General features: G+C 49.4%; 22 protein-coding genes. 3 read left to right on the plus strand and 19 right to left on the minus strand.

What is annotated here, in order from left to right:
- Position 1: 1 nt before the first annotated feature.
- The 4 genes from groL to IKQ95_10525 form a co-directional block, all read right to left on the minus strand.
- A complete protein-coding gene (gene groL, locus IKQ95_10510) occupies positions 2-1,636 on the minus strand; it encodes a chaperonin GroEL (protein ID MBR4197119.1) in 1,635 nt (544 codons plus the stop codon).
- Positions 1,637-1,652: 16 nt separating this feature from the next.
- On the minus strand, positions 1,653-1,943 hold the full coding sequence (groES, locus tag IKQ95_10515) for a co-chaperone GroES (protein ID MBR4197120.1): 291 nt from the start codon (positions 1,941-1,943) through the stop codon (positions 1,653-1,655).
- A 112-nt stretch (positions 1,944-2,055) separates the two neighbouring features.
- A complete protein-coding gene (locus tag IKQ95_10520; protein MBR4197121.1) occupies positions 2,056-2,685 on the minus strand; it encodes a CatB-related O-acetyltransferase in 630 nt (209 codons plus the stop codon).
- Positions 2,686-2,735: 50 nt separating this feature from the next.
- Positions 2,736-3,086, minus strand: a complete 351-nt coding sequence (locus IKQ95_10525) for a helix-turn-helix transcriptional regulator (GenBank protein ID MBR4197122.1) — start codon at positions 3,084-3,086, stop codon at positions 2,736-2,738.
- A gap of 120 nt (positions 3,087-3,206) precedes the next feature.
- Between IKQ95_10525 and IKQ95_10530 the strand changes: the two genes are divergently transcribed.
- Together IKQ95_10530 and IKQ95_10535 are read left to right on the plus strand one after the other, a co-directional pair.
- Complete coding sequence (locus IKQ95_10530) at positions 3,207-3,926, plus strand: MBL fold metallo-hydrolase (GenBank protein ID MBR4197123.1); 720 nt, start codon at positions 3,207-3,209, stop codon at positions 3,924-3,926.
- Positions 3,927-3,932: 6 nt separating this feature from the next.
- Positions 3,933-4,460, plus strand: coding sequence for a nitroreductase family protein (locus IKQ95_10535; GenBank protein ID MBR4197124.1), 528 nt, complete (start codon positions 3,933-3,935; stop codon positions 4,458-4,460).
- Between the two features lie 131 nt (positions 4,461-4,591).
- On the opposite strand, the gene IKQ95_10540 is transcribed toward IKQ95_10535, so the two are convergent.
- Together IKQ95_10540 and IKQ95_10545 are read right to left on the minus strand one after the other, a co-directional pair.
- Positions 4,592-4,891 (minus strand): hypothetical protein, encoded by a 300-nt coding sequence (locus IKQ95_10540; protein MBR4197125.1) that lies wholly within the window; start codon positions 4,889-4,891, stop codon positions 4,592-4,594.
- Entirely contained in the window at positions 4,879-5,364 is a 486-nt protein-coding gene (locus tag IKQ95_10545; protein ID MBR4197126.1) for a GNAT family N-acetyltransferase, read from the minus strand. Before IKQ95_10545 ends, IKQ95_10540 begins: the two co-directional genes overlap by 13 nt.
- Before the next feature lie 183 nt (positions 5,365-5,547).
- Here IKQ95_10545 and IKQ95_10550 point away from each other — a divergent pair, with 183 nt between their 5' ends.
- Positions 5,548-5,862: a 4Fe-4S binding protein gene (locus tag IKQ95_10550; protein MBR4197127.1), complete on the plus strand. Its 315-nt coding sequence runs from the start codon at positions 5,548-5,550 to the stop codon at positions 5,860-5,862.
- A gap of 63 nt (positions 5,863-5,925) precedes the next feature.
- Here IKQ95_10550 and IKQ95_10555 read toward each other — a convergent pair whose 3' ends face one another.
- The 13 genes from IKQ95_10555 to IKQ95_10615 form a co-directional block, all read right to left on the minus strand.
- Entirely contained in the window at positions 5,926-6,978 is a 1,053-nt protein-coding gene (locus IKQ95_10555) for an alcohol dehydrogenase catalytic domain-containing protein (GenBank protein ID MBR4197128.1), read from the minus strand.
- Between the two features lie 6 nt (positions 6,979-6,984).
- Entirely contained in the window at positions 6,985-7,563 is a 579-nt protein-coding gene (locus IKQ95_10560; GenBank protein ID MBR4197129.1) for a hypothetical protein, read from the minus strand.
- Between the two features lie 83 nt (positions 7,564-7,646).
- Positions 7,647-8,663: an ABC transporter permease gene (locus IKQ95_10565; protein MBR4197130.1), complete on the minus strand. Its 1,017-nt coding sequence runs from the start codon at positions 8,661-8,663 to the stop codon at positions 7,647-7,649.
- The gene (locus tag IKQ95_10570; protein ID MBR4197131.1) at positions 8,663-10,219 is read right to left on the minus strand and encodes a sugar ABC transporter ATP-binding protein; all 1,557 of its coding nucleotides are present in this window, start codon (positions 10,217-10,219) and stop codon (positions 8,663-8,665) included. The genes IKQ95_10565 and IKQ95_10570 overlap by 1 nt, the downstream gene beginning before the upstream one ends.
- A 72-nt stretch (positions 10,220-10,291) precedes the next feature.
- On the minus strand, positions 10,292-11,317 hold the full coding sequence (locus IKQ95_10575; GenBank protein MBR4197132.1) for a sugar ABC transporter substrate-binding protein: 1,026 nt from the start codon (positions 11,315-11,317) through the stop codon (positions 10,292-10,294).
- Positions 11,318-11,370: 53 nt separating this feature from the next.
- Positions 11,371-12,147 (minus strand): SDR family oxidoreductase, encoded by a 777-nt coding sequence (locus IKQ95_10580; protein MBR4197133.1) that lies wholly within the window; start codon positions 12,145-12,147, stop codon positions 11,371-11,373.
- A 197-nt stretch (positions 12,148-12,344) separates the two neighbouring features.
- Positions 12,345-15,512 carry a hypothetical protein gene (locus tag IKQ95_10585; GenBank protein ID MBR4197134.1) on the minus strand — a complete coding sequence of 1,056 codons (3,168 nt, stop codon included), beginning with the start codon at positions 15,510-15,512 and terminating at the stop codon, positions 12,345-12,347.
- A gap of 135 nt (positions 15,513-15,647) precedes the next feature.
- A complete protein-coding gene (locus IKQ95_10590; protein MBR4197135.1) occupies positions 15,648-16,175 on the minus strand; it encodes a hypothetical protein in 528 nt (175 codons plus the stop codon).
- A 335-nt stretch (positions 16,176-16,510) separates the two neighbouring features.
- Entirely contained in the window at positions 16,511-20,527 is a 4,017-nt protein-coding gene (locus tag IKQ95_10595) for a hypothetical protein (GenBank protein ID MBR4197136.1), read from the minus strand.
- Positions 20,528-20,696: 169 nt separating this feature from the next.
- The gene (locus IKQ95_10600) at positions 20,697-20,894 is read right to left on the minus strand and encodes a hypothetical protein (protein MBR4197137.1); all 198 of its coding nucleotides are present in this window, start codon (positions 20,892-20,894) and stop codon (positions 20,697-20,699) included.
- On the minus strand, positions 20,891-21,808 hold the full coding sequence (locus tag IKQ95_10605) for a hypothetical protein (protein MBR4197138.1): 918 nt from the start codon (positions 21,806-21,808) through the stop codon (positions 20,891-20,893). Before IKQ95_10605 ends, IKQ95_10600 begins: the two co-directional genes overlap by 4 nt.
- A gap of 57 nt (positions 21,809-21,865) precedes the next feature.
- Positions 21,866-22,270 (minus strand): hypothetical protein, encoded by a 405-nt coding sequence (locus IKQ95_10610; protein ID MBR4197139.1) that lies wholly within the window; start codon positions 22,268-22,270, stop codon positions 21,866-21,868.
- A gap of 424 nt (positions 22,271-22,694) precedes the next feature.
- On the minus strand, positions 22,695-23,609 hold a 915-nt coding region (locus tag IKQ95_10615), incomplete at its 5' end, for a hypothetical protein (protein MBR4197140.1).

The following is a 23,609-nucleotide window of genomic DNA, read 5'->3' on the forward strand; positions in this document are numbered from 1 at the left end:
TCTAATACATGCCGTCCATGCCGCCCATACCGCCGGGCATAGCGGGCGCAGCTTCTTTCTTTTCGGGCTTGTCGGCAACGATTCCCTCAGTCGTGAGTACCATAGCCGCGATTGAGCCTGCATTCTGGAGAGCCGAGCGCGTAACCTTCACGGGGTCAATGATTCCTGCTGCTACCATGTCGGTGTACTCGCCTGTAGCCGCGTTGAGTCCGTGCCCAATCTTTTCGCTTCTGACCCTCTCGACAACTACATCACCCTGATACCCTGCGTTTGTCGCAATGAGATACAGCGGAGCTTTGAGCGCGTCAAGTACGATCCTTGCGCCTGTCTTGACATCGCCGGAAAGTTTCTCCACGAACGGCTCAAGAGCTGTGGCGCAGTTGAGTGCCGCGACTCCGCCTCCCGCTACGATTCCTTCCTCGACTGCGGCGCGTGTTGCGTTGAGTGCGTCCTCTATGCGGTGCTTCAATTCTTTCTGCTCTGTCTCTGTGGCTGAACCTACCTGAATCACCGCGACTCCTCCGACAAGTTTGGCAAGTCTCTCGTGAAGTTTCTCCTTGTCGTAATCTGACGTTGAGTCCTCAATCTCTTTGCGGATCTGGCCTGCCCTGTGGCGAATCTCTTCGGGATTTCCTGCGCCCTGTGTAATCGTTGTATCCTCTTTCGTGATACGGACTTTCTTGGCGCGTCCGAGCATTGACAGCTCTGTGTTCTCGAACTTCATTCCGCGCTCCTCGCTGATGACCTCGCCGCCCGTAACTATTGCGATGTCCTGAAGCATAGCCTTTCTCCTGTCGCCGAATCCGGGAGCCTTCACCGCCGCAACCTGCATTACTCCGCGCAGTTTGTTGACGACGAGAGTCGCAAGGGCTTCACCCTCTACATCTTCTGCGATAATGACAAGGGGCTTTCCTGTCTGCACAACTTTTTCGAGAACGGGCAGAAGGTCTTTGATGTTGCTGATTTTCGCGTCATGGATGAGGATATATGCATCGTCAAAGCTGGCTTCCATCCTGTCGCTGTCGGTTACCATGTAGGGGCTGATATATCCCTTGTCGAACTGGAGTCCCTCGACCATCTCAAGAGTCGTCCCTACGGTCTGTGAGTCCTCGATTGTGATTACGCCGTCCTCGCCGACTTTGGCCATTGCCTCAGAGATGAGCGCGCCGACTGCTGAATCGTTTGCTGAAATTGAAGCTACCTGCGCGATTTTCTCTTTCTCTTTTACGGGCGTTGACTGCTTTTTGAGTTCCTCTACTACGAAATCAATAGCCTTCTCGATTCCCTGACGCATTAACATTCCATTCGCACCGGCGGCAACGTTCTTCATGCCCTCGCGGATAATGGCGCGTGAGAAAATTGTTGCGGTTGTTGTTCCGTCTCCGGCTATGTCGTTCGTCTTGCTGGCAACTTCTTTCAGCAACTGCGCTCCGGCGTTCTCGAACGGGTCTTCAAGCTCAATTTCCTTAGCGATTGTTACGCCGTCATTTGTGATCATCGGTGAGCCGAATTTTTTCTCAAGTACTACATTTCTTCCTTTAGGGCCAAGCGTAACGCCAACTGTGTCCGCTACTTTGTCGATACCGCGGAGCATTGCCCTTCTTGCTTCTTCTCCGAATGAAAGTATTTTAGCCATGATATTTTTCTCCTTGTTATTTCTCTACGATTGCGAGCACATCACGCTCACTGAATATTACGAGGTCTTCTCCGTCAACTTTTACTTCTGTCCCTGCGTACTTGCTGAATATTATTCTGTCGCCTACTTTGACCTCTACCGGCTGTTTCTGGCCGTTGTCGAGAATTTTGCCCGTGCCTACTGCGAGAACTTCGCCCTCTGTCGGCTTCTCTTTTGCTGTGTCGGGAAGGAATAATCCGCCCTTTGTCTTTTCCTCGCGCTCAAGCACTTTCACTACTATCCTGTCGCCTAACGGTTTAAGTTTCATGATTCTGTATTGGCCTCCTTCTTGTGATTGGCACTCAATCAAAAAGAGTGCTAACTAAACAACGCGGGGAATATTACTCCCTAAGCGTGAAAATTGCAATCGTTAATTTTACTTAGGCAAGATAATTTCTTATTTCCTCTTTGACCCGTTCAATGTCTGAGCATGTAAGAAAGGGGATTAATTTCTGTATCTCATCAATATTTCTGTCCCACCATCGCAAACGCAATAAAAGCCCGGTCATCTCATCGTCAAACCTTTTGCGAATCACTTTTGCAGGATTTCCCGCCGCGATTGTGTACGGGGGAATGTCGCGGGTTACTGTGCTGTTGAGGCCGATAATCGCCCCGTCCCCGACATTAACGCCCGGAAGAAACGTAACATTCTGCCCTATCCAAACATCATTGCCGATGACTGTATCACCCTTCAGCGGCAAATCTGACATGGCCGGGGGATTCTGATTCCAGCCTTCAAATATGTAGAACGGGAATGTTGCCGCGCAATTCATTTGATGATTCGCGCCGTTCATGACAAACTCAACGCCCGCCCCGATCTGGCAGAATTTCCCGATTATGAGCTTGTCGCCGATAAATTCATAGTGATGTGTAACGCGGGACTCGAAATCTTTTCCGGCGTAATACGAGAAATCCCCGGCGATTATATTCGGCCTCGTTATCGCGGGCTTGATGTATGTTACTGAGTCTGAATTGGGAAGGGGAAAAATTTTGCTTGGGTCTGGTGTCATAGTAAAGCCTCCGAAATCTCTAAAGGTCTTAGCGTTGAAGCGGGGATATTCTATGAGGATGCCCGGCACTTTCCGCAGTTGGGTGTGAAGCCGTCCCTGTCCATCTCGCTGACCGCCCATTGAGCCGCCGCCGTCAGCATTGGGAGAGCGTTTTTGCCGCGTTCAGTGAGGGAATATTCTACACGCGGGGGGACTTCATTATATTGTGTTCGCGAGACTAGCCCGGAGGACTCTAACTCCTTCAGGGACTGCGCGAGCATCATGTTTGTGATGTCGCCTAAGCTGCGTTTGATTGCGCTGTAACGTTTCGGGGACATGTCAGACAATATGCAGATGATTGGGAGCTTCCATTTTCCCCCGAAAGTATGAGCTAAATATTTCAGCGGGCAAATATTTTCCATGAGTCAAAATCTCCTGTGTATTATTTCTATATATGGTATCAAAAATCTGTGTTCTTGTGAAAATCGTACCACCAAATATAATAATCACATCCCCAAAAATTTTGAGGAGGGTAATTTCTCATGCAGATAAAAGCAGTAAAGCTATTTGAGGGCGGAGAGTTCACAGAAGAGTTTGTGTTCGGCGGAGAAAACAAAGCAGATGGCCGCAAGGATTTCACATATCCCGGAAGCCTTCAGAATTTCGTGATTGATACGGGTGATGAGGTGATACTTATCGACACGGGATTCGCGCCGGGGACTCCGTTCAAAGGCTACAGGGTGATTAATGACTATATCCCCGCGCTTGAGGCAGCCGGATACAAGCCGGAGCAGGTCAGCAAGATTCTTGTTACCCACAAGCACCCCGATCACACAGGAATGCTGTCAGCTTTCCCGAATGCTAAAATCTACATCGGCCCGGATGACGCAGACGCATTGAAGCTCGACGGCTCGAACATTATCCGCGCTGCGTACCAGGACGGCCCGTATCACAATTTCCCGGAGTCGCAGAAGATTGCAGAAGGGATATATTTCATCAAAGCACGGGGACACACTAAGGGCAACAGCATAGTGATAGCTGAGTCGGACGGAGTATATTACATGCTTCACGGCGATGTTACGTATGTTGACGCGGCACTTCACGCAAACAAGCTCTCAATCGTGTTTGAGGATCTGCCCGCGGCGCGTGAGACGTTAGACCGTGTTCGCGAGTTCGTGAAGAACAACCCGACAATCTACCTTTCGACACATACCCCTGAAGGCGTTACGAACCTTGAGGGAAAAATCATCATGAAGCTGTAGACGGTCATGGAATTTGAGCAGGTATTGACGCGCAGAGTCTCAGCCCGGAAATATACCGGGAGGATGCCGAGCGATGATGACATACAGAAAATCATTGACGCGGCTTTATTGTCGCCTATAGTCCGCTGGCACAAACTGCACCTTTCTGTAGTAACAAATCTTGACGCTATGAGCGTTGCGGAAATTGCCGCTGATGACATTTTCGGACGGCCTGACTCACCCGTGAAAATGCCCCGGCCATATCTCTACAATGCGCCCGTATGGATAATCTTATCGGGTAAAAAGTATGTTGAGTCGGAAAATCCGCAGGCAAAATTGATGAATGATAATTTATTCTGGAACGTCGGCTCAATCATTGAGAACATGGAGCTTCAGACAACAGCGTTAGGGCTTGCGAGCTGCGGGATAAATACAACAGTCGTAGCAATGAGAGACCGCCCGGACGTGAAAAAGGCTGTCGGAATCCCTGAAGGCTACGATGCTTTAGCGTCCGTAGTTGTGGGATATGCTGACGCTGATTACCCCATAGCATAAAAAGAGAACGGCGAAAACCATTGAAAATAAAGGGTTTTTGCCGTTCTTCTCTTGTTTTTGTCGCTTATTTGTCGCTTATTTGTCGCTTAAATCTGCCTTTAGATACTACACGATAGCAGACGATAAAGGCTTTAATCTGATAAGTTCGCTATATCTTGTGAAAGCTGTTCTTCCGCTTTTTTGTACTTCTCTTGAAGCTTTAGGAAGTCTTTCAACTTCGTTTTGACAAACTCTTGCTGTTCTTTATAAGGGATATAGTCAATGTAATAATCCTTAAACATATCAGGCGATATAGTCAGCTTTGATGTTCCGTCCGCTAAGTCAGAAACGATTTGCTTCTTTATTGAAGCAAAATAACAATTATAAAACTCTAAGTCAATCGGATATTTCGGGTCATGCTTAATCGGGAAACGTGAATTTATCTGTCCCATTCGTATGCCAGCTTTGGGCCTCCATCAAATTGAATCAACCCGCAATACGCAAAGCCTTCCCTGCTGAGTATGTGCTGCATCACTTTGTTTTCTTCCTGTGTATCTACACGGATTGCGTCAATCTGGTTCGACAGGCAAAAATCTTTGATGAGTTGAAAAGCTTCATGCGACAGGCCACCGCCTCTGGCTTTGCTGTTGAAAGCCATTCGATGTACCACGGCATAAGGCTTTTCTGTTTTCCATGCGCCATCAATTCTTTTATATGCGGGTTCATCGCCGAAGATCATGCAGCAATAGCCAATAACTTCATTGCCTTTTACAAACGCATACCCGATGTTCTGAGCAATATCGTCGAGGATCGTCTGCTGAGTGGGATAATCAGGATGCCATTGTTCAAAGCCCAAAGACTTGTGATATGCTCTTGCATCCTCGATACATTGGTAACAGACTTTAGCTTCATTCTGATTTGCCAATCGCATTTCCATCCTCATACTCTCCCAAATACCGATTTATACTTGTTCAATAATATAGCCGGATCCACACCTGACTTCAACATTAAAAATATATAATAAATTATAGCACAAGCAGGCGCAAGCGTCAATAATATATCCTGTAAACGTGATATTTCGTATCTGTGAACGGCGGGTCATTGCTTCTTGCAGTACAGCGTCAAGTCGTTTTTATACCGCGAGGAACACCCCGGCGAGGCATACGCGCTCCCGTCTTCCTGCAAGGCCAAAGAAATCACAGACGCTTGCATAAAGTGCGGGACATGCGTGAGAAATTGCCCCGTTGACGCGATAGACATTGACGCGAAAACTTTTGACACGGAAAAATGTATAGGCTGCTGGGCATGTATCAACCGCTGCCCGAAACACGCGATAAAGTCAACAAGCAAAGATGTTGCGGAAATAATGCGCTCATTCGGCGAGGCTTCGACAAAGAGGCTTGAGCCGGAAATATTCATGTAGCCATCAAAAAACGGGGACTCGGTTTCGTCCGGCAGTCCCCGCTTTTATTTTGCGCGAATCTCTCTACGCCTCTTCAGGCTCGTCCGGGTCAACGTCAACGATAACCTTCATTGTTGACTCCCTGTGGCTGTCGATATACTCATAGGCTTTAGGCCAGTCCCTGAACGCAAAATGCGCGGTGCGTAACGGCTTGAGCTGTACTTTCCCTTCCTGCACAAAGCGAATCCCGTCAAGAAAATCTTCATGGCGGTACATCATTGACGTGTTGAGGTCGAGTTCTGAGTCGTTGAGCTTGGCGAGGTCGATATTTGCCTTCTTCCCGAAAACCGCCACAAGTATTATCGTGCTTCCCTTGCGGGCATTCTGAATCGCCTGATCCATCGTTATGTCGCTCCCGGCGCATTCGTACGCGACATCATACTTGTCCGGCCCGAATGTGTCGAGGACTGCCTGCTTGTAGTCGTGATTTTTCGTGTTGACGACAACATCAGCACCGAGCTGTTTTGCGAGTTCGAGTCTTCCGTCTGAAATATCCGTAGCCATGACTTTGGCCGCGCCCAGTGCCTTCAATGACTGAATGAGAAGTATACCGATAGGCCCGCACCCTAACACTACAGCCGTGCAGCCCTTCACGCCGGGGAACTGCTTTGCCGCATGAATCGTAACCGCGAGAGGCTCAAGCATTGCCCCGTCAGAGTAACTCAGCTCATCGGGAATCGGCGTAACGTTCCTCTCGTCAGCAACAAAATATTCGCTCCCTGTCCCGGTCGTCTGGAAGCCGTAAACTTTCAGGCTCTCGCAGAGATTGTACTTTCCGTGAAGGCAGGGATAGCACCTTCCGCAGACGACTTGAGGCTCAAGCGTTACCCTGTCGCCGGGCTTGAACTTCTTGACGAACTCGCCGACTTTCACGACCTGCGCGGAGACTTCATGCCCCTGCGTTATAGGGTACGACGTGTAGGGGTGAGTCCCGTGATAAACGTGAATGTCGCTACCGCAGATTCCTATCTTCTTGATTTTGACGAGAACCTGATCCGGGCCGGGTTCGGGAATTTCGATGTCCCTGTAGATTATGTGCTTAGGTTCCTGCATTACTTCCTGTACCATTGTTGCCATTGTGAATTATTCCTCCCTGCTTAATCTTTCGTATTCTTCCCGGCAAATGTCATCGTAATTCAAAATCTCGTCCCGGAATGCCTCTGCCCATAAATTCATGGCCGATTCATTTCCGCTTGACCGCGCTATTCCTCCTGACATCTGCCAAATGTCCGCGCAAGCCTTTATGATTTTATCCTCATCGCTTGCCTTCCTGAATCCCATAAAGCTGCTGGCGTAATCTCCGCTCTTGCATGTCGAAAGATAACGCCGCGCCGTGTTCCTGTACTCGTGGTACAAATACGCCCTGTGCGACTCGTCCGTGTCATTCATGCGTAACTCGCTGATTATCGCTGTAACTTCCCTGTCCCTGAAACGCCGAAAGAATCCCCCGCGCCCGTACAAAAGCTGAAGGCATATGCACCGCCATAACCACCAGTCTATATTTTTGCGGCCTTTGTTCTCGTGGTCAGAATAGCGGTCATTGTAGACTTCACGAACGAAATCAACGCCCCCGGATTCAGGAAGCGAGTCGAGAATCACGAGGCGTTTTTTCGGGTCAATCTCACGGAAATATTCTGAGTAATCGCTGTCGATTTCGTACATTTCCTGCGTCGTTCTTATCCCCCTTCCGCTTGCGCTCCCTCCCCCTAAGTTAGGGGGGACACAGAGGGGTCAGAGGGGTATCCTTAGCTTGCCTGGCGTTTTTTCGAGAAGCAGTCAAAGCCTACCGCAATCGCGAGAACTAATCCCTGTACAACCATCTGCGTATACTCGCTGACGTTCATCATTACCATTCCGCTCTTCAGTGAGCCAATAATCAGAACGCCCGCGATTACCCCCGACATGTGGCCGATTCCGCCCGCAACTGACACACCGCCCAGCACAACGCACGTAATGACCTCAAACTCGAATCCCACGAGCGATGAAGCCTGCGCTGACCCTGTGCGCGACAATACGATTATTCCGGCAAGCCCCGCAAAGAATCCCGACAGCGCGTAAATCAGGTACTTCATTTTGCTGACGCGAATCCCGGAAAGCTCTGACGCTTCCTCGTTTCCGCCGATAGCGTAGAAGTATCGCCCGAAATATGACTTGTTGAGAATGAAGCTGCCAACCGCAAAGCATATCACCATGATAATCGCGCAGATAGGAATCAACCCGACACCCATTCGCGGGAAAATGCTCCAGTGATTGAGAGTCCACCGCGCAAAGAATCCTAACGCCGGATCACCGTTGAGGCCGACTTCAGGCGCGTACCTCAGAACGTCAGGAATCGGAAGTCCCCCCGAAAGTATGTACGCTAATCCCCTGAAAATCGTCTGTGAGGCGAACGTCGCAATAATCGCCGGGATTCCTATCGTTGACACCATAAAGCCGTTAAGCACTCCGATTAGTGTAGCCATTACGATTGATACGATGATGGCAAGCCACATGTTCCAGCCCATATTCATCATCAGGTAAGCGCAAACGACATTCACGAGAACAACAATTGACGCTATTGACAGGTCGATTCCCGCAATCAATATAACGAACGTCATACCTATTGACGCGATGCCGTAATACGATACCTGCCGGGAAATGTTGATTATGTTCGGAAGGCTGAGAAATTTAGGGTTGAAGTACCAGAAAATAGCTATCTCGATTATGAACACAAGCCATATTGCGTTCTGCTTGAATGCCGCCGCGAATCTGTTCTGCTCCATTATACTGCCTCCTTCTTGCTCTCAGGGATAACGCCTGATGCGTATGTCATTATTGTGTCCGCGTTGAACTCGTCTTTGTGAAGCTCGCCCATCATTTTGCCCTCAGCAAGGACTATTATTCGGTCTGACATTCCGATTAGCTCTTCCATTTCGGACGAAATCATGAGGACTGCGACTCCTGCTTCTACGAGGTCATTAATCAGCTTGTAGATCTCATATTTTGCGCCGACATCGATTCCGCGTGTAGGTTCGTCAAAAATTATGAGCTTTGAATTTGCCGCGAGCCATTTTCCGAGAATGACTTTCTGCTGATTTCCGCCCGATAAATTTTTCACAAGCTGGTGAATTGACGGGCATTTTATCTGTATATCCTCGCGGTATTTCTCTGCTGTCGTCCGCTCAGTCTTTGAGTCTATGACGCTCATTTTTGAGATACGCTCATAGATCGGCATTGAGATATTGTTCTTGATGGAGTTCGTGAGGAGTGCGCCGTGCCTCTTTCGGTCTTCAGGCAAAAGCGCGATCCCGTGATCTATTGCCGCCCGCGGGGATTTCGGGTTAATCTCCTGTCCCATGAAGATAATTTTTCCCGACTCTTTCGGACGAGAGCCGAAAATTACCTGCGCGATTTCCGTGCGTCCTGCGCCTACGAGTCCTCCGAGTCCGAGTACTTCACCCGCATGAACCTTGAAGGAAATATTTTCGTCCCCGTTGCCCGTAACATTCTGAAGCTCAAGAACAACATCATCACGTACGCAGGGCTTACGCGGCGGATATTTCTGCGTCATTTCGCGGCCTACCATGAGTTTTATTAGCTCGTCAACCTGATGCGGGATTGTGGCGGGGTCTTTGTCGGTTATGAGCGTGTCGACATATTCGCCGTCCCTGATGACCTCGATTCTGTCCGACAGCCTGAAAATTTCCTCAAGCCTGTGCGATATGTAGATGATTGACACTCCGCGGGACTTCAGCAATTCGACAACCTTAAACATGCTCTCAACTTCATTTGTCGTGAGGGGTGCTGAAGGTTCGTCCATGATAAGAACTTGGGCATTCTGCTGAATTGCTTTTGCGATTTCTACCATTTGCTGATAGCCGACAGACAGATTTTTGACGAGGGTTCGCGGGTTAATCTTAATGTTGAGCTGCTCGAATGCTTTGGCGGCTTCTTCCTCCATTGCTTTGCGGTCGATGACGATTCCGTTTTTCTTGAGAATGGGACGACCCAAGAACATATTTTCCGCCGCTGAAAGTTCGCCGACATTGTTAAATTCCTGGTAGATGATGGCGATTCCGTTTTCTGAGGCAAGCTGAGGAGTCATCCGTGAAAACTCTTTTGTCTCGCCGTCTTTGTCCTTCTTGACGCGGATTTTTCCTGACGTGGGAATTACCGCGCCTGAGCAGCATTTTATGAGGGTTGATTTACCTGCTCCGTTTTCGCCGATTAGTCCGAGAATTTCTCCGCGCCTGAGCTGTAATGTAACATCTTTCAGCGCAACGACACCGGGATATTCTTTGCGTATGTGTTCAAGTTCAAGCACATAATCTTCTGCCATTATTACACCTCCTGCATTCAAGAAAAAAAGCCTCCCCGACAAAAGCGGGGAAGCCGTGAAATTCCGTGTGATTTATTTCATTCCTGCCATAATCTTTGAGACGTTCTCGGCTGTGATGGGTGCAACGCCTCTGAAAACGTTTTTGGCATCAAGTTTGCCGCCGAGAATTAATGCGAACATTGAAGCGCATGAACGCCCGGTATCCTCGTCTGAACCCTCAAATCCGATAATGCCCTTTGCGGGGTATGTGGGATCTGCGAGCTGTCCGAGCTGCTGCTTTGTTACGTCAGTCGTGAAGACTCCCATATCATCCGGGATTTTTCCGCCCGTGAAAATCTGAAGTGCCTCATCTGCTCCGATCATTGCGCCGGCTCCGATTCCTGTGATGACTTTTGCGTTCGGATGAGCCTGTAATATCGTGTCCATTGCGTTCTGTGCTACGTTGGCCTCAATGGCGGCTGTTGTGGCGACTATCTCATATTTTCCGTCAGCAATATTCTTCATGCCGATCTTGATTCCGTTCTCGCGCTCAAGAAGGATTACTGTCTGAGGATAGCCGATTATGACAACTTCCGCTTTCTTGTCCGCTGTGAAATGCTCGTTGATGAATTTCCCGGCAAGCTCACCGATTGCGATTCCCAGATCTGTATTGTTGAGTATCCAGTTTGCGTCGGTGTTGGTCATCGGGTCATCCCAGCACATAACCTTAATGCCGAAATTGCGGGCCTCAGCGCAGGCATCCTCTACGGCGTTTGCGTCTGACGGGTGAACCATGATTAAGTCGCAACCGGCTGAGACAAAGTTCTCAATCTGCGAAATCTGAGTCGCGGAGCTGTCATTGCAGCCGACAATCGTATACTCTGCTCCGGCCTTCTCAAGAATTTCTCCGAGTGCTGTCATGACTCCCGCCCAGTAAGCATTCTGCAACGACTGAATTGTGATACCGAGCTTTTTGCCTTTGAGGACGCTCAAATCTGCCTTGGCGTAAAACTCCGGGGAGGCCTGTATTCCTTCGGTCTTTGCGGTATCGGCGGCCATTGCGCAGACGGGGAGCGCGAGAAGCATTGCGAGTGTGAAAAGTGCGATAAACTTCTTCATGTTTGTATCTCCTTTTTGTGATTTTGTTCACGCCCAGTTAAGGACGCTGAAACCTAGAAGCACGTGAATGCGCCGTCAAGACCGAAATCCGCGCCCGTTGTGAATGTGCTTGTGTCGCCCGCAAGGTATACGCAGATTGACTCTAACTCTTCAGGCGTTCCGAGTCTGCCTGTGGGTGAAAGGTCTTCCCATTTCGCGATTAACGGCTTGAGGAACTCCGACGCTTTAATCAAATCCGTAGCGATATAGCCGGGGCTAATGCTGTTGACTCTGACTCCTCTTTTCGCCCATTCGACAGCAAGGGATTTCGTGAGCTGAATTACTCCTGCTTTGCTTGCGTTGTAGGCGCACTGAGGCTGAGGAACATTGACGATGTGAGCGGACATTGAAGCGGTGTTGATGATTGAGCCACCTCCGTGTGCGAGCATGTATTTACCCGCGATTGTGTCAGTCAGGAAAACGCTGTTGAGGTTTACGTTGATGACTTTGAGCCACTGCGCGTATGTCATTTCGTCTGCGGGGGCGTTGATGCAGATCCCTGCGTTGGCGTGGCAGAAATTGAGTCCGCCGAGCTTTTCGACAACTTCATTCACCATCGCTGTAACGTCTGCCTCGTCCGTAACGTCGCACTTTATGGCGATGACTTTGCGCCCGGTTGCGTCTGCGATTTCTTTCGCTGTCTTTGTTGCCTCGTCAATGTCAAGATCAACGATAGCAATATCAGCCCCGGCCTCAGCGAATGCGGTTGCGGTGCATTTGCCGATACCCCTCGCGCCGCCAGTAACAAAGCCCTTCTTACCGTCGAGGCGCATTTTCTCAATGATGCCCAATTTTAAGACCTCCCTCAAAAATTAAGCAGTGTATGAAGAGATATATTTGAAATGAAAAGTGAGTATGTAAAATTTAATGTACGGAAATAATTTTGTCAATCGATAAATTTACGAACTATTTTACGGCAAAAAAAGAAGGGAGGATTTAATTCCCCCCTTGCTGTTTTTCACATGCCTGTTTTGATTCGGGAATGCCCTCAGCGTTTCGCCGCCCTGAAAGCCACAGCCCCCGCGAAAATCAGAACCGCAAAGAGTCCGACTCCCGCCTCACATCCTCCGCCGGAAGAGCCGACCCCGATAGCCTCATCCGCAGTGCCGGAGTCATCATCAGTTTCGCTTGCGTCCCCGCTAACGTCCGCTACAGACAGTTCCGGGACTACAATCTCAAAGCCCGCTCCATTTCTCCAGTCGATAAAACGCGGGTTGATGTGAATCGTGTAGACGTTTGTCGTGTTTGGTACAAGCGAAATATTCTCAATCAGGAATGAATCGCCGACATCATCATCAGTAAGCAGGCTGTAATCTCCACTCACACTCGCCAAAGCTCCGGGCTTGTAGTTGAAGCCGTAGAAATACACTTCCGGATAATATTCGCTGCCGTTGTACTCTACCGAACATTCAACAGGAATGGTATACGGGAAAACGTCAGGCGAAATACTGTCAACAAGCTCCGCAAGCACCGACATGAAGTAAAGAATCTCGATGTCCTCGAAAGTATCGAATGTTACGTTGACCTCAAGAGTCCCGCTCTTGTCGTATACGCTCATGGCCGAGTTCACATCCTCAGAGCCTGCAACTTTTTCCCCGCGCCTGTAAACCGTACGGAATACTGACCCTTTCGGTGTCGGGTTGAGTGTAGTTGCTGACGCTTTGAATGACGGCGATGATAACTTCTCCGCTTCAGCAGGCGGAATTATGTGGAAGCCTATATAGCCCTCGTTGTTTCCTCCTACATCTACTACTGTGCCGTTTGCCGAAAGCCTCGACTCGTGAACCTCGCCGAGTTTCTGCTCAGGGTCAACCTCAACATAGAAGTAATAATCCCCTTTCGGCAGAGTTTCGGGGACATCCCACGTAAACACCGCCCATCCTTTATTGGCGTTGCTGTCGGCGTTGTTCCATCCTCCGAGAGACATTGTTACGGTCTGAATCTCTTTGAGGTTGTTCATTGTGGCGCGGGGAGTATCGGCTTTGAAGTCTTTTTTGGCGACGTATGAGAGTCTCACGTCAAACTCTCCTGTGTCGAGGAAACTGGCGTTGTACAAGGGGACTCTTATCTGATACGTTAATCCGCCGACAAACTGAGAGTCGGAGTCAAGAGCGATCTTTGGGACATAGAAGCACACTCCGCGCATTATCGAGGCTGAAGAATGCCGGGGATTCGCCCTGAGAGTCGCGCCGTTACGGACATATTTGTGCGGAAGGACTAACGCCGGGTCAGGATACTTGCGGTAAATGCTTCCCTCGCTCCATAGTGCTTGGGCATCGTACTCAAGATCAAGCGTTACGGCTGTCCCGATTCTCATTACTCCCTCGCGAGTCGTGTAAGGCATGACGCTTAATGTATGCCCCGCCGCGCTATCGGGAAGAGTACTGCGCCCCTGCACCGTCATTTCGATTCCCTCGCTGGTCGAGTAAGTTTTCGTGAATGACTCATTGTGCGAGGAGTACGGCGGGAGTCCTGTAGGATTGTCAATGCCGACATAAGAAGCCGCCGCCGTGATTGCTTTTGACAGAAGACTCTTCTTTATGTTCTCGTCATACTTCTGTTCCTCAATGCTTGTCTTGTCGAATGATAAAGTCCGTCTTGAGTAAGACTTGCTCCAAGCCACAGTGTAAGGAGCAGGCATTAATACTCCGTAGGGATTGTAGCCTTCAATGCCCGTTACAGACACGGGATATGAGAAGAAATTTCCTTCCTCGTGGCGTTCATTGTAGCTGTAATTCGCTTCTGAAGTTCCTATTACCATATTCGAGGTGTCGTACATTGAGAACGTCAGGTACTCTTCCCGGCTGTCTGCTGAGACAGTGCCGTTCATCGGATCGACTCTAGGCCCTTTCTTGAACCATGACGGGAGCGGGTCATTCAGTATCTTGTACCGCCAAATATATTGAGGGGCTGCGTACATGACAGTGCGGTCTGAGTTCTGGGCTATTATGTCGTCCCTCATGGATGCCTTGTAGGCGTTCTTGGTGGAGTTTGTCGTTACCTTGTTGATGGTGTCGGTTATGGCATCCATTACGGTATTCAAAGCTCCGGCGACAGGTTTCACTCTTGGATCAAAATTGCCGATGATGTTCGCGCCGACCGTGTTGAATTTCAGGTAAGCATGAACATATTTTCCCGCACCCCTGAGAAGTGCTATTGTCTCTGTCGTTGAAGCCATACCGAATGACACGGATGTATCCTCAGCCCTTGAGCTTGCGTTGCTGTAGCGTATTCGGAGGAAGCCGTTGTCCTCGTCATTGTCAAAATCGCTGAAGGTGTAATTTATCGGCTCTGCTGTGAGATTTCCGGCGGTGTCAACATTGTCGACATGATACGGGAACGCCTGAACTACCACGATAAATGCCTGGTCGTGTTTGTCGACAGTTTTCTGAGGTGTTCCGAGCATTAGTGATCCGTTGGCGAAATCTCCCGTTATGAGCGCGCCTTTTCTGCCTGTGTTTGCGGTTGAATCGTTGTAGACATCCTGACGGTCTCCGAATTTCGAGAAATTTTTGCTGTCGTCAAGTTTTGTGGGAATGACAAATACCCGGCTCACGTCATCGTCCACATGGCTTATGGCGATGTCATCAACGAGCTTTGCTTTTCCGTATGTGCCTGTCAGAGGCCCGGCGGTGATTGAGAAGTCCTCAGCGATTAAATAGCGTCCGTTTGTGAAGGTAACCGCGTAACCGAAAACGCTTGTGTCTCCCGGTCCGCCCTTCATGGTGTTTTTGTCTCGCTTGGGCTTTATTGTTCCTTTCTCGCAGTACCATCTTTCGAGTCTGGGATGAGCAACGCCCGCGCTTCTTTCAGGGAAGAAAAGCCCGACTATCTCATCTTTCCCATCGCCGTCGAGGTCAGCCCTTGTAGCAATGCACGCTGTCTGAGTCTGTGTGAAGGAATCGCACTCATAGCTCCATTTCTTTGTGTCTTTGTTGTACTTTATGATTCCGACTCTCATGTCGCTCTCGTAAGTCCTGCCGACAAAAGCCGCCTCATCATATCCATCGCCGTCAAAATCCACGACAACAATATTAGGACATGCCTGACGATAGCCCATATCGCTGTTCGCATCGTCGCCGTCATGGATAAGTATTGCGTAAATCCGGGATACTGCCAGTCTTGAGCCGTTGCTTGTTACGCTGTAAATGAACACCCGCGCATAGCCGTTATCATGGAAGCCTACGGCAAACTCATTCTTGTAGCCGTCGCCGTCAATGTCTCCCGCGCCGATGCAGACTCCGTGAATGCCGTTGTCGTAGTTGAAGAGCTTGAACTCGTTATTGCTGTCCTAGTTCACAATATCTACATGCGCTCCTCCGCTGCCGCCGCTGGTTTCGGATCTGCTGCCCGAAATGAATCCAACGCGCAGACTTCCGCTCATCGCCATTATATCGGTTACAGCGTAGACAAAAACGTCTCTGTCCTCCATGCCCTTAATCGTCATGAGAGCATTGCCCCAGATGTTGCAGCGGTTAGGGGTTCGCTGATTGTCAGCGTAGGGGACGATCGTTGCGCTCAGGTCGGAAGAGTCTGTGTGAATCCTGTTGACCCCGTACACACTGAGGTAATCAGTGCCCAGATACGAATGACCCGCGATTGTGTGCATTAAGTTGCGGTTCATTCCGAAACGTTTGGCCGAGACTGAAAGATTCATTCTCTGAACAACATTTGCTCTCTTTCCGCCTAACGGTGTTGAGTACAGCGCAGAGTCTTGCAATGTATGCTGTTTGAGCCGTATACCAGTAGTGCCGATCGTGAAGACAATAGACCGCGCCGCAGATATGCCGGAACCGTTTGAACGCTGCTCGTAAAGCAAAAGGGAATGTTTCGGAAGCTCCTGATACTCTGAGCCGGTCGCCTCTTTGATAACGTCTTGTATTTAGGACAGGGCTTTTCCGTTAATCATAACAGACGCGGAGGCCGGAATAAAATTGAATGCGCTGAAGGAAATTGAGGCTGTCAAAAAAAGAATGGCAAATGCATTAATCCTTCTCAAGATTACTCATCTCTTTATGAGGATTTTGTGCAAGGGATACTAATTGCGGTAATTATAATTCTGCGGGGACATATTTTCAATTGAGGCAAACAAAATAAGAGGAGATTTGATTCTCCCCTTACTGTTTTTACATTTGCTGTTAAATTTCGGGACTGCTATTTTTCTTTCGCTTTCCTGAAAATGAACGCCCCTGCAAGAATCAGAGCTGCGGAAATTCCTGCGCCTGCCTCACAGCCTCCGCTTGTAGAGCCAATGCCGATTACTTCCGATCCGCCGGATTCATCACCGCCGGAGTCATCATCCGCTCCGCTTGCGTCTTCGCTTACGTCCGCTACGGACAATTCCGGGACTACAATCTCAAAGCCCACACCGTTCCTCCACTCCATGAAGCTCGGGTTCATGTGGATTGTATAGACATTGCGCGTGTGGGGCACGAGCGAAATATTCTCGATGAGGAAAGCCTCGCCGATCGCGTCATCCGAGAGAAGGCTTTCATCACCGTTCACGCTGTCCATCGCCCCGGGCTTGTAGTTGAAGCCGTAAAGGTAGACTTCGGGGTAATATTCATCGCCGTTGTACTCTACCTCGCACTCTACGGGTACGGTGTACGGTAATGCGTCAGGCGATGTGCTGTTTACCGTCTCCCAAAGAAGGGAAAGGAAGTACAGGATTCCGATTTCGTCATAGCCCTGAAATGTTACGTTCACGTTGATCTTTCCGTTCTTGTCTGGCACTCTGACAGCCGATTCAACGTTCCCAGAGCCAGCATCGCCCGGCCTGTAAGCAGTGCGGAACACAGCCCCTTTCGGCGTTGGGTTGAGTGAGCTTTCTGACGCTTTAATGCCTGCTAATTTCACCGCGTCCGCAGCCTGCGTTATATGGAAGCCGATATAGCCCTCGTTGTTTCCGCCGATATCTGTTAATGTCCCGTCATCTGACAGCCTGGACTCATGGACTTCTTCGAGATGTTTGCCGGGGTCTATCTGAACGTAGAAGTAATAATCCCCTTTCTCCAGAGTTTGGGGAACGTCCCAGGTAAATTCCGCCCATCCCTTGTTGGCACTGCTTTTCGCGTTGCTCCAGCCTCCCATGGACATTGTTATGGTCTGAATCGGCTGGAGTTTGTCCATTGTCGTGCGGGGATTTTCCGCGTCAAAGGCATCTTTGGAGACATATGAGAGTCTCACCTCAAAATCTCCCGTGTCAAGGAAGCTGGCGTTGTACAGCGGGACGCTTATCTTGTACGTTAATCCGCCGAGTAACTGCGAGTTTGAGTCAAGCGCAAGCTCCGGGACATAGTACCTGATGCCGCGTAGTAATGACGCTGAGGCATGCCTCGGGTTGGTGTCGATAGTCCCTCCGTTTCGTATATACTTGCGCGGAAGGACAAGCGCGGGGTCAGGGAATTTGCGGTAAATGCTTCCCTTGCTCCATAAAGCCTCGGTGTCGTAGTCCAAGGCAAGCTCTACGGCTGTGGCGACTCTCATTACCCCCTCGCGGGTAACGTAAGGCATGGCCTTCAATGTATGCCCGGCCGCATTGCTGGGAAGGGTGCTTCTGGCCTGAATCTTCATCTCCAGCGTCTCGTTCGTTGAGTAAGCCTTTGTGAACGACTCATTGTGCGAGGTGTACGGCGGGAGTCCTGTGGGATCGTCCGCTCCGAACAGTGCCGCGACCGCAGAAATGAGTTTTGACAGTCCGCTCTTCTTGACCTGCTCATCGTATGTCTGGGACTCTATCTTTTCCTGCTCGAAGTGCAGAGTCCTCGTTGTCGGCGATTTTGACCAAGCCACAGTGAAAACATTGCTCATAAGCTTTCCGCCCTCGTGGTAGCCGTCTGTGCTTGTTACTGAGACAGGATAGGAGAAGAAGTTTCCTTCCTCGTGCCGCTCGTTGTAGCTGTAATTCGCCTCCGATGACCCTATGACCATCTGCGCGGAGTCAAACATCGAGAACGTTAGGTAATTTTCCTGTCTGTCCGCGCTCACAGGCCCGTTTATCTGGTCAGCCCTCGGCCCTTTCCTGAACCATGAAGGAAGCGGGTCATTCAGAATCCTGTACCTCCAAATATACTGGGGGGCAGTGTACATTATTGTGCGGTCCGTGTTCTGGGCTACTATTTCGTCCGTTATGGATTCCCTGCGGGCGGATCTCGTCGCTTTTGTCGTGGTCTCGTCTATCCTGTCGGTGATGAAATCCATTATGCTGTTCGCGACACTCGCGCCTGCCTTTATCCTGGGGTCGAAATTCCCCGCGATATTCGCCTGCGCGGTTTTGAAACTCAGGTAGCCGTGAACAAATTGTCCGGCATCGCCGAGAACCGCTATAGTCTCAGTTGTCGAAGCCATGCCGAATGACACCGTTTTGTCCACAGACTTCGTGCTTGTGTTGGAGTACGTTATTCTCAGATAGCCGTTGCCCTCGTCCCTGTCGAATTCGCTGTAGGTGTAGTTGACCGGCCGCACTGTGTCGTGAAGGAGGTTTCCATGTGTGTCAACATTGTCAACATGGTACGGGAACGCCTGAATGACCGCGACAAAACTCTCGTCATGCTTGTCAACAGTTTTCTTCGGCTTGTCGAGCATGAGGGACTCATTCGCGAAATCCCCCGTTATGACCGCGCCGCGTCTGGCTGGGTCATTGCCTTTGGCCTCGTAGAGCTTCTTTGCCTCGCCGAAACCCGCGAATCTCCCGTCTTCGAATTTCGCGGAAATGACAAACACCCTGCTTGCTTCCTCGTTGACATGGCTTATTACGATGTCCTCAGCGAGCTTCACTTTTCCCTTTGTCCCGGTAACAGGCCCGGCGGTTATGCAGAAGTCCTCAGCGATCTTGTAATACTGATTGTAGGCATCGCCGGCAACTGAGTACCCTAAAATGCTTTCTGTGGCTAAGTGGGAAATGTTTGATCGTGGCCGTATTGAGCCATTCTCGCAGTACCAGTATTCGAGATGTGGATACAAAGCACCGTTGACTTCAATGAAGATGAGTATAGCAAGCTCGTCTTTGCCGTCGCCGTCAAAATCCCATCTGGCTGCTTTGCACGCGCTCTCATTGTGGGCGAATCTGTAATCCGAATCGAGTTCCCAGTTTTTTGTGTCTTTATTGTAGGATATGATAGTAACTCTCATATGATTGTTGGCTTCTCCGTATGGGAAAACTTTGTTCACGAACGCGGCCTCGTCTTTTCCGTCTCCGTTAAAATCCCCGGCGACAACAATCGGGCTTGCCTGGTGGTTGGCGACTGTACTCCAGTAGCCAGCCTCATGAAGTAAATGGGTATATCGGTGCTGGACGTTCAGCTGGCCTTCTGCGAAGGTTACAGTGTAGAAGTAAGCATAAACCCTGTCATTGTCGTTCCAGCACAAAGCTATGTCGTTCCTGTAGCCGTCTCCGTCAAAATCGCCCCCGGCAATCCCGGCTCCGCGTATGCCGTTGTTGTAGTCAAAGATTTTCCAGCCGAGTCTGTCCGAGCCATTGATGCGTATAAGTTCCTCCATGTTTGTGCCTGTCTCATTTCTTTGAACCGCGGAGAAGTTAAAATAAAGGCTTCCGCTCCCCGCCATAACGCTGCTGTGGACGTGAACAAAAATGTCGTCCGATATTCCTTTGACAGTCAGACAGGCGTTTCCCCAGATGCTGCGGTTTTCAAAAGTGCTGCGATTCATCGGAGATGACGTTACGTGTATATCCGCGCTGTTTTCTGTGCCGGAAGTTTCAAGCGTCCTTGTGCCGTGATAGCTGTCGCAGTATTCACCTCCGGCAATGGAGTAGAAGATATTGCGCCTCATCCCGAAACGTTTGTTTGACACAGAGACATCCATTTTCTGCACAACGTTTTCTCTTGGGCTTAATACCGGGTTGGAGTGGGCGTAGGAGGCACCACTGCCGGTCAGTTTGTACTCCTTCCTCATTGAGCCGTCATTGCTGACCGTGAATATGCGGGGGGAATAGTTAATCCCGCCGTTGCCGGTGAAGCGCTCATAGAGCAGAATGGAATGTTTCGGAAGCTCCGGGAACTCTGAGCGTGTCGCGGCCTTCACCACGTCGCTGATTTCGGACAGCGGTGTTCCGCCGATTGTAACTGACGCTGAGGCCGGCCATGTGCTGAACTCGCAGAAGAATAATAATGCCGCCAAAAACAGAACGGCAGATAAATTAATTCTTCTCAAAATTTTTCATCTCCTTTATGGGATTTTATTTGAATGATTATAATTCCGTGAAAATATATTTTCAATTACGGCAAAAAATAAGAGGAGATTTGCTTTTCCCCTTATCGTTATTCAGATGGCCGATTGCGATTCAGCTAACGTTTTCCGGCTTTTGTCTCAATCGCTGACATTAACGACTCGAAAACCGCGTTAAACGATTTGAGTCCGTCAGCAAGCGGTATAAATTTTCGGGCTGAGTGTCTTCTTTCTGTTCTGTGTTATCGATATTGTAGCCGTCAAGTGATTTCCCGTCCTGTATGAGTGCTTCAAGCTCTTCAACTGTCGAAAGCTGCGCCGAATTTGCCCAAGTCATCACAGATTCGATCATAACGGGACTGCCATTCGCGTAATTAACAAATCTTGCGTCATCAACTCCCCCATGAATCGGACTCGCCGCAAGTTTCCCGGCAATATCCCCGAACATTTCATCAATCCGCGAGAACATAAAGCCCATTCCGTTTGTGGGAGGCCGTCTAAATCCTCACCGTTATAGCTCATTATGAACGAGCTGAATTTTTCCCGCATGTCCTTTACACGTGTCAACTTCTCTTCAACACGTTCGACTCCTTTTTTGGCGGTAACACTGCTCATCAAGTTTACTGTGTCAGAACCGTTGATTTTATCCTTCACCATCGATACTTCGGAGCCGTCAATAAAACGTGTCATCTTTTCGTCTGTTACCCAGTAACCCGAAATTTCTTCGCCCGTTTCCTCGTCATACTTAATCCCGTATGCCTCCGCAACATTCCAGTCTTCACCGCGCATTAATCTGTCTCTTGCGCGTTCAAGAACTTTCGTACCGTCAGGGCTTTCATTCGTGAGGTTAGTATAAGGCTTGTCCACTTTCTGGCCTGAAATCTGAGCGAGTCCCTCATTCATTTTCAGCGATGCTCCGGCAAGAGATTCGCGGAGTTCCTCATACTCAATCTGCATATTGATTCGGTCAAGGGCGGTAAGGTCAGTATTTGAGGCTTTCTTCACGAGTTCGTGCATTTTTTCGAGGGTGCTTTCGACTTTCGACAGCGATTTGCTCATCAGTTCTGCAACGTCCTGAACCTGTGAGCTTCCGCCTGTGAGACGGTTTGATTTGTGCGTCCTAGTCATATTGATTCGCTTGCCAAGCTCAGAGATTGATACGGAGTCCTGAAGGTCATTCGTATTCGGGATTGTGATTGATGTGTGATGAGTGCGCTGTGAATTGGGCATTTGCGCGGTGTAACTTGTGAGACCGTTAATCTGCATGTGGGAATCCTCCTTTGTCTTATGCCTTTATAGCGCGGGAAAAAAAATCAACCCTTCTCACAAATCAACATGGCCGATGACCTTCAGCGGGTGCAGACTGAGTACATCATCGCCGTACTGCACATCAATTTTTCCGTCCTGATTGACCACAAACTGCCTGCCGTTATTGCCTTCTACAATGTCGCCGGGTTCGCACCAGTTTTCACCGTCCGGGTCGCACAACTTTTTGCACCAGTTATCATTCTGGAACGGCCTCCAGTAGCTGTCATATTCTTCTCTGTCCATTAGGGGATAACCTTTGCATTCAGGATTGAAATACAGCTCCATAGTTTTGTCATGCGCCGTGAACGTAAAAAATCTAGGCTGGACTCCTGCTGCTTCAAGGTACTCTGTCTGCTTTGAGGCCGGAATATCTCTCCATGCGTGCCAATACAATCCTGACCAGAAATTCGCAATCATCAAAAAACCGTGTGGATACCCTTTGCTATAGCTATGTGGAGGAAACGCGCTAACTTACTTTACTTTTACCCTTTTGTTTCTTAAAATGTGCAATACATAAACAAATGGGCGTTCTGTAAAAGGAACGGATAAATACACAACAGTCTTAGAGCTGTTTACACAAAGTAAGCGGGTGAGCCTTTAAGGTTCTACCGGATAGAGGCTGAAGTAAACCAGCCCCGGCGAATAAGGGTATTCTGAAGCGGTAATATGCGTGTTCAGACATTAGCCCGTGTACCAATCTTCACCGAAAGCCCCTGCCTTTAGGTGTGGGGGTGTTTACGAAGTCTGCTGTTGAAGATTTCAGCAGGGTTAATGTGATGGTACTTTGCGTTCTGTATTTGTGTGTACAGGCTCATCAGTCCTGCGTAACGGTTCGTATGTATCATCAGGCGTTCTCCGTTTCTCCTCGCGGATAATCCTTCAGGTATTCCAGCAGAGGCTCTGCGGCTTTTGCGAGTGCCTGATTTGCCGGGTTAGTGCTGTCTCTGTTGCGCCTGACGACTTCGGGAAGATAGTAGCTCGTGTAATCATGCGTCCCGTTCTGCCAGTCGAGTCCGTCAGCCTGCATGTATTCACGCGCCATGTCAATAGCCTCACACGCTTCACTTGCGCCCATAGGATCATCGCGGTAAATATATGCTGCAAGGGCTATCATTTCTTCGTAGCTTGCATTAGCCGGGTCAATTTTATTGACTTCGACTTTTACAATTTCGTTGCAGTCAATGAAGTCTTTGTAATGCGGTGAGGCGGTCGTTACGGCAGACATTTGGAGATAAATTACAGGGTTATCCTCTGGTGAATTCTCATCGTAGAGAGCTGCGAACTGATAATCGTAATCGTCGCCCGCCGTATAAAATACTCCGGTCTGCGGGTCAAAAGTTTTAGTTCCGCCCGTGAACATCACTCCGCCAGCATTGCAGAATCTAATTCCTTCAGGCAAATTTTCTCCTTTCCATTGCAACTTCTCTTCTTCCGTGAGTTTGATGACAGTCGTTGCGCCTGTGCTTTGTGCTTCCTGTGAAGAGAGCCGGCTCATCATTACGGCGGATTTGACTCCGTTGTCGGCTGTAATGTTTGCGGGAATGTTTGAGTCAGTTCGGGGGGATTGTGATTTTTCCGAGTCAATGAAATCTGCGAATGACCGTCTTGCGTTTTCCTTTGCCTTGCTTCTGAGCTTTGAGAGAGTCTCATTGTAGATCGGACTGCTTAACAGATTCTGAATTTCCATGTCGTTTGATGCTCCTTGTAGTGTTGTAGTGTCATCATTATGACTGTCGGACAATACCCCCCCACCCCACCC

It is taken from the genome of Synergistaceae bacterium (assembly GCA_017540085.1).
In the GTDB taxonomy this organism is placed as follows: Bacteria; Synergistota; Synergistia; order Synergistales; family Aminobacteriaceae; genus JAFUXM01.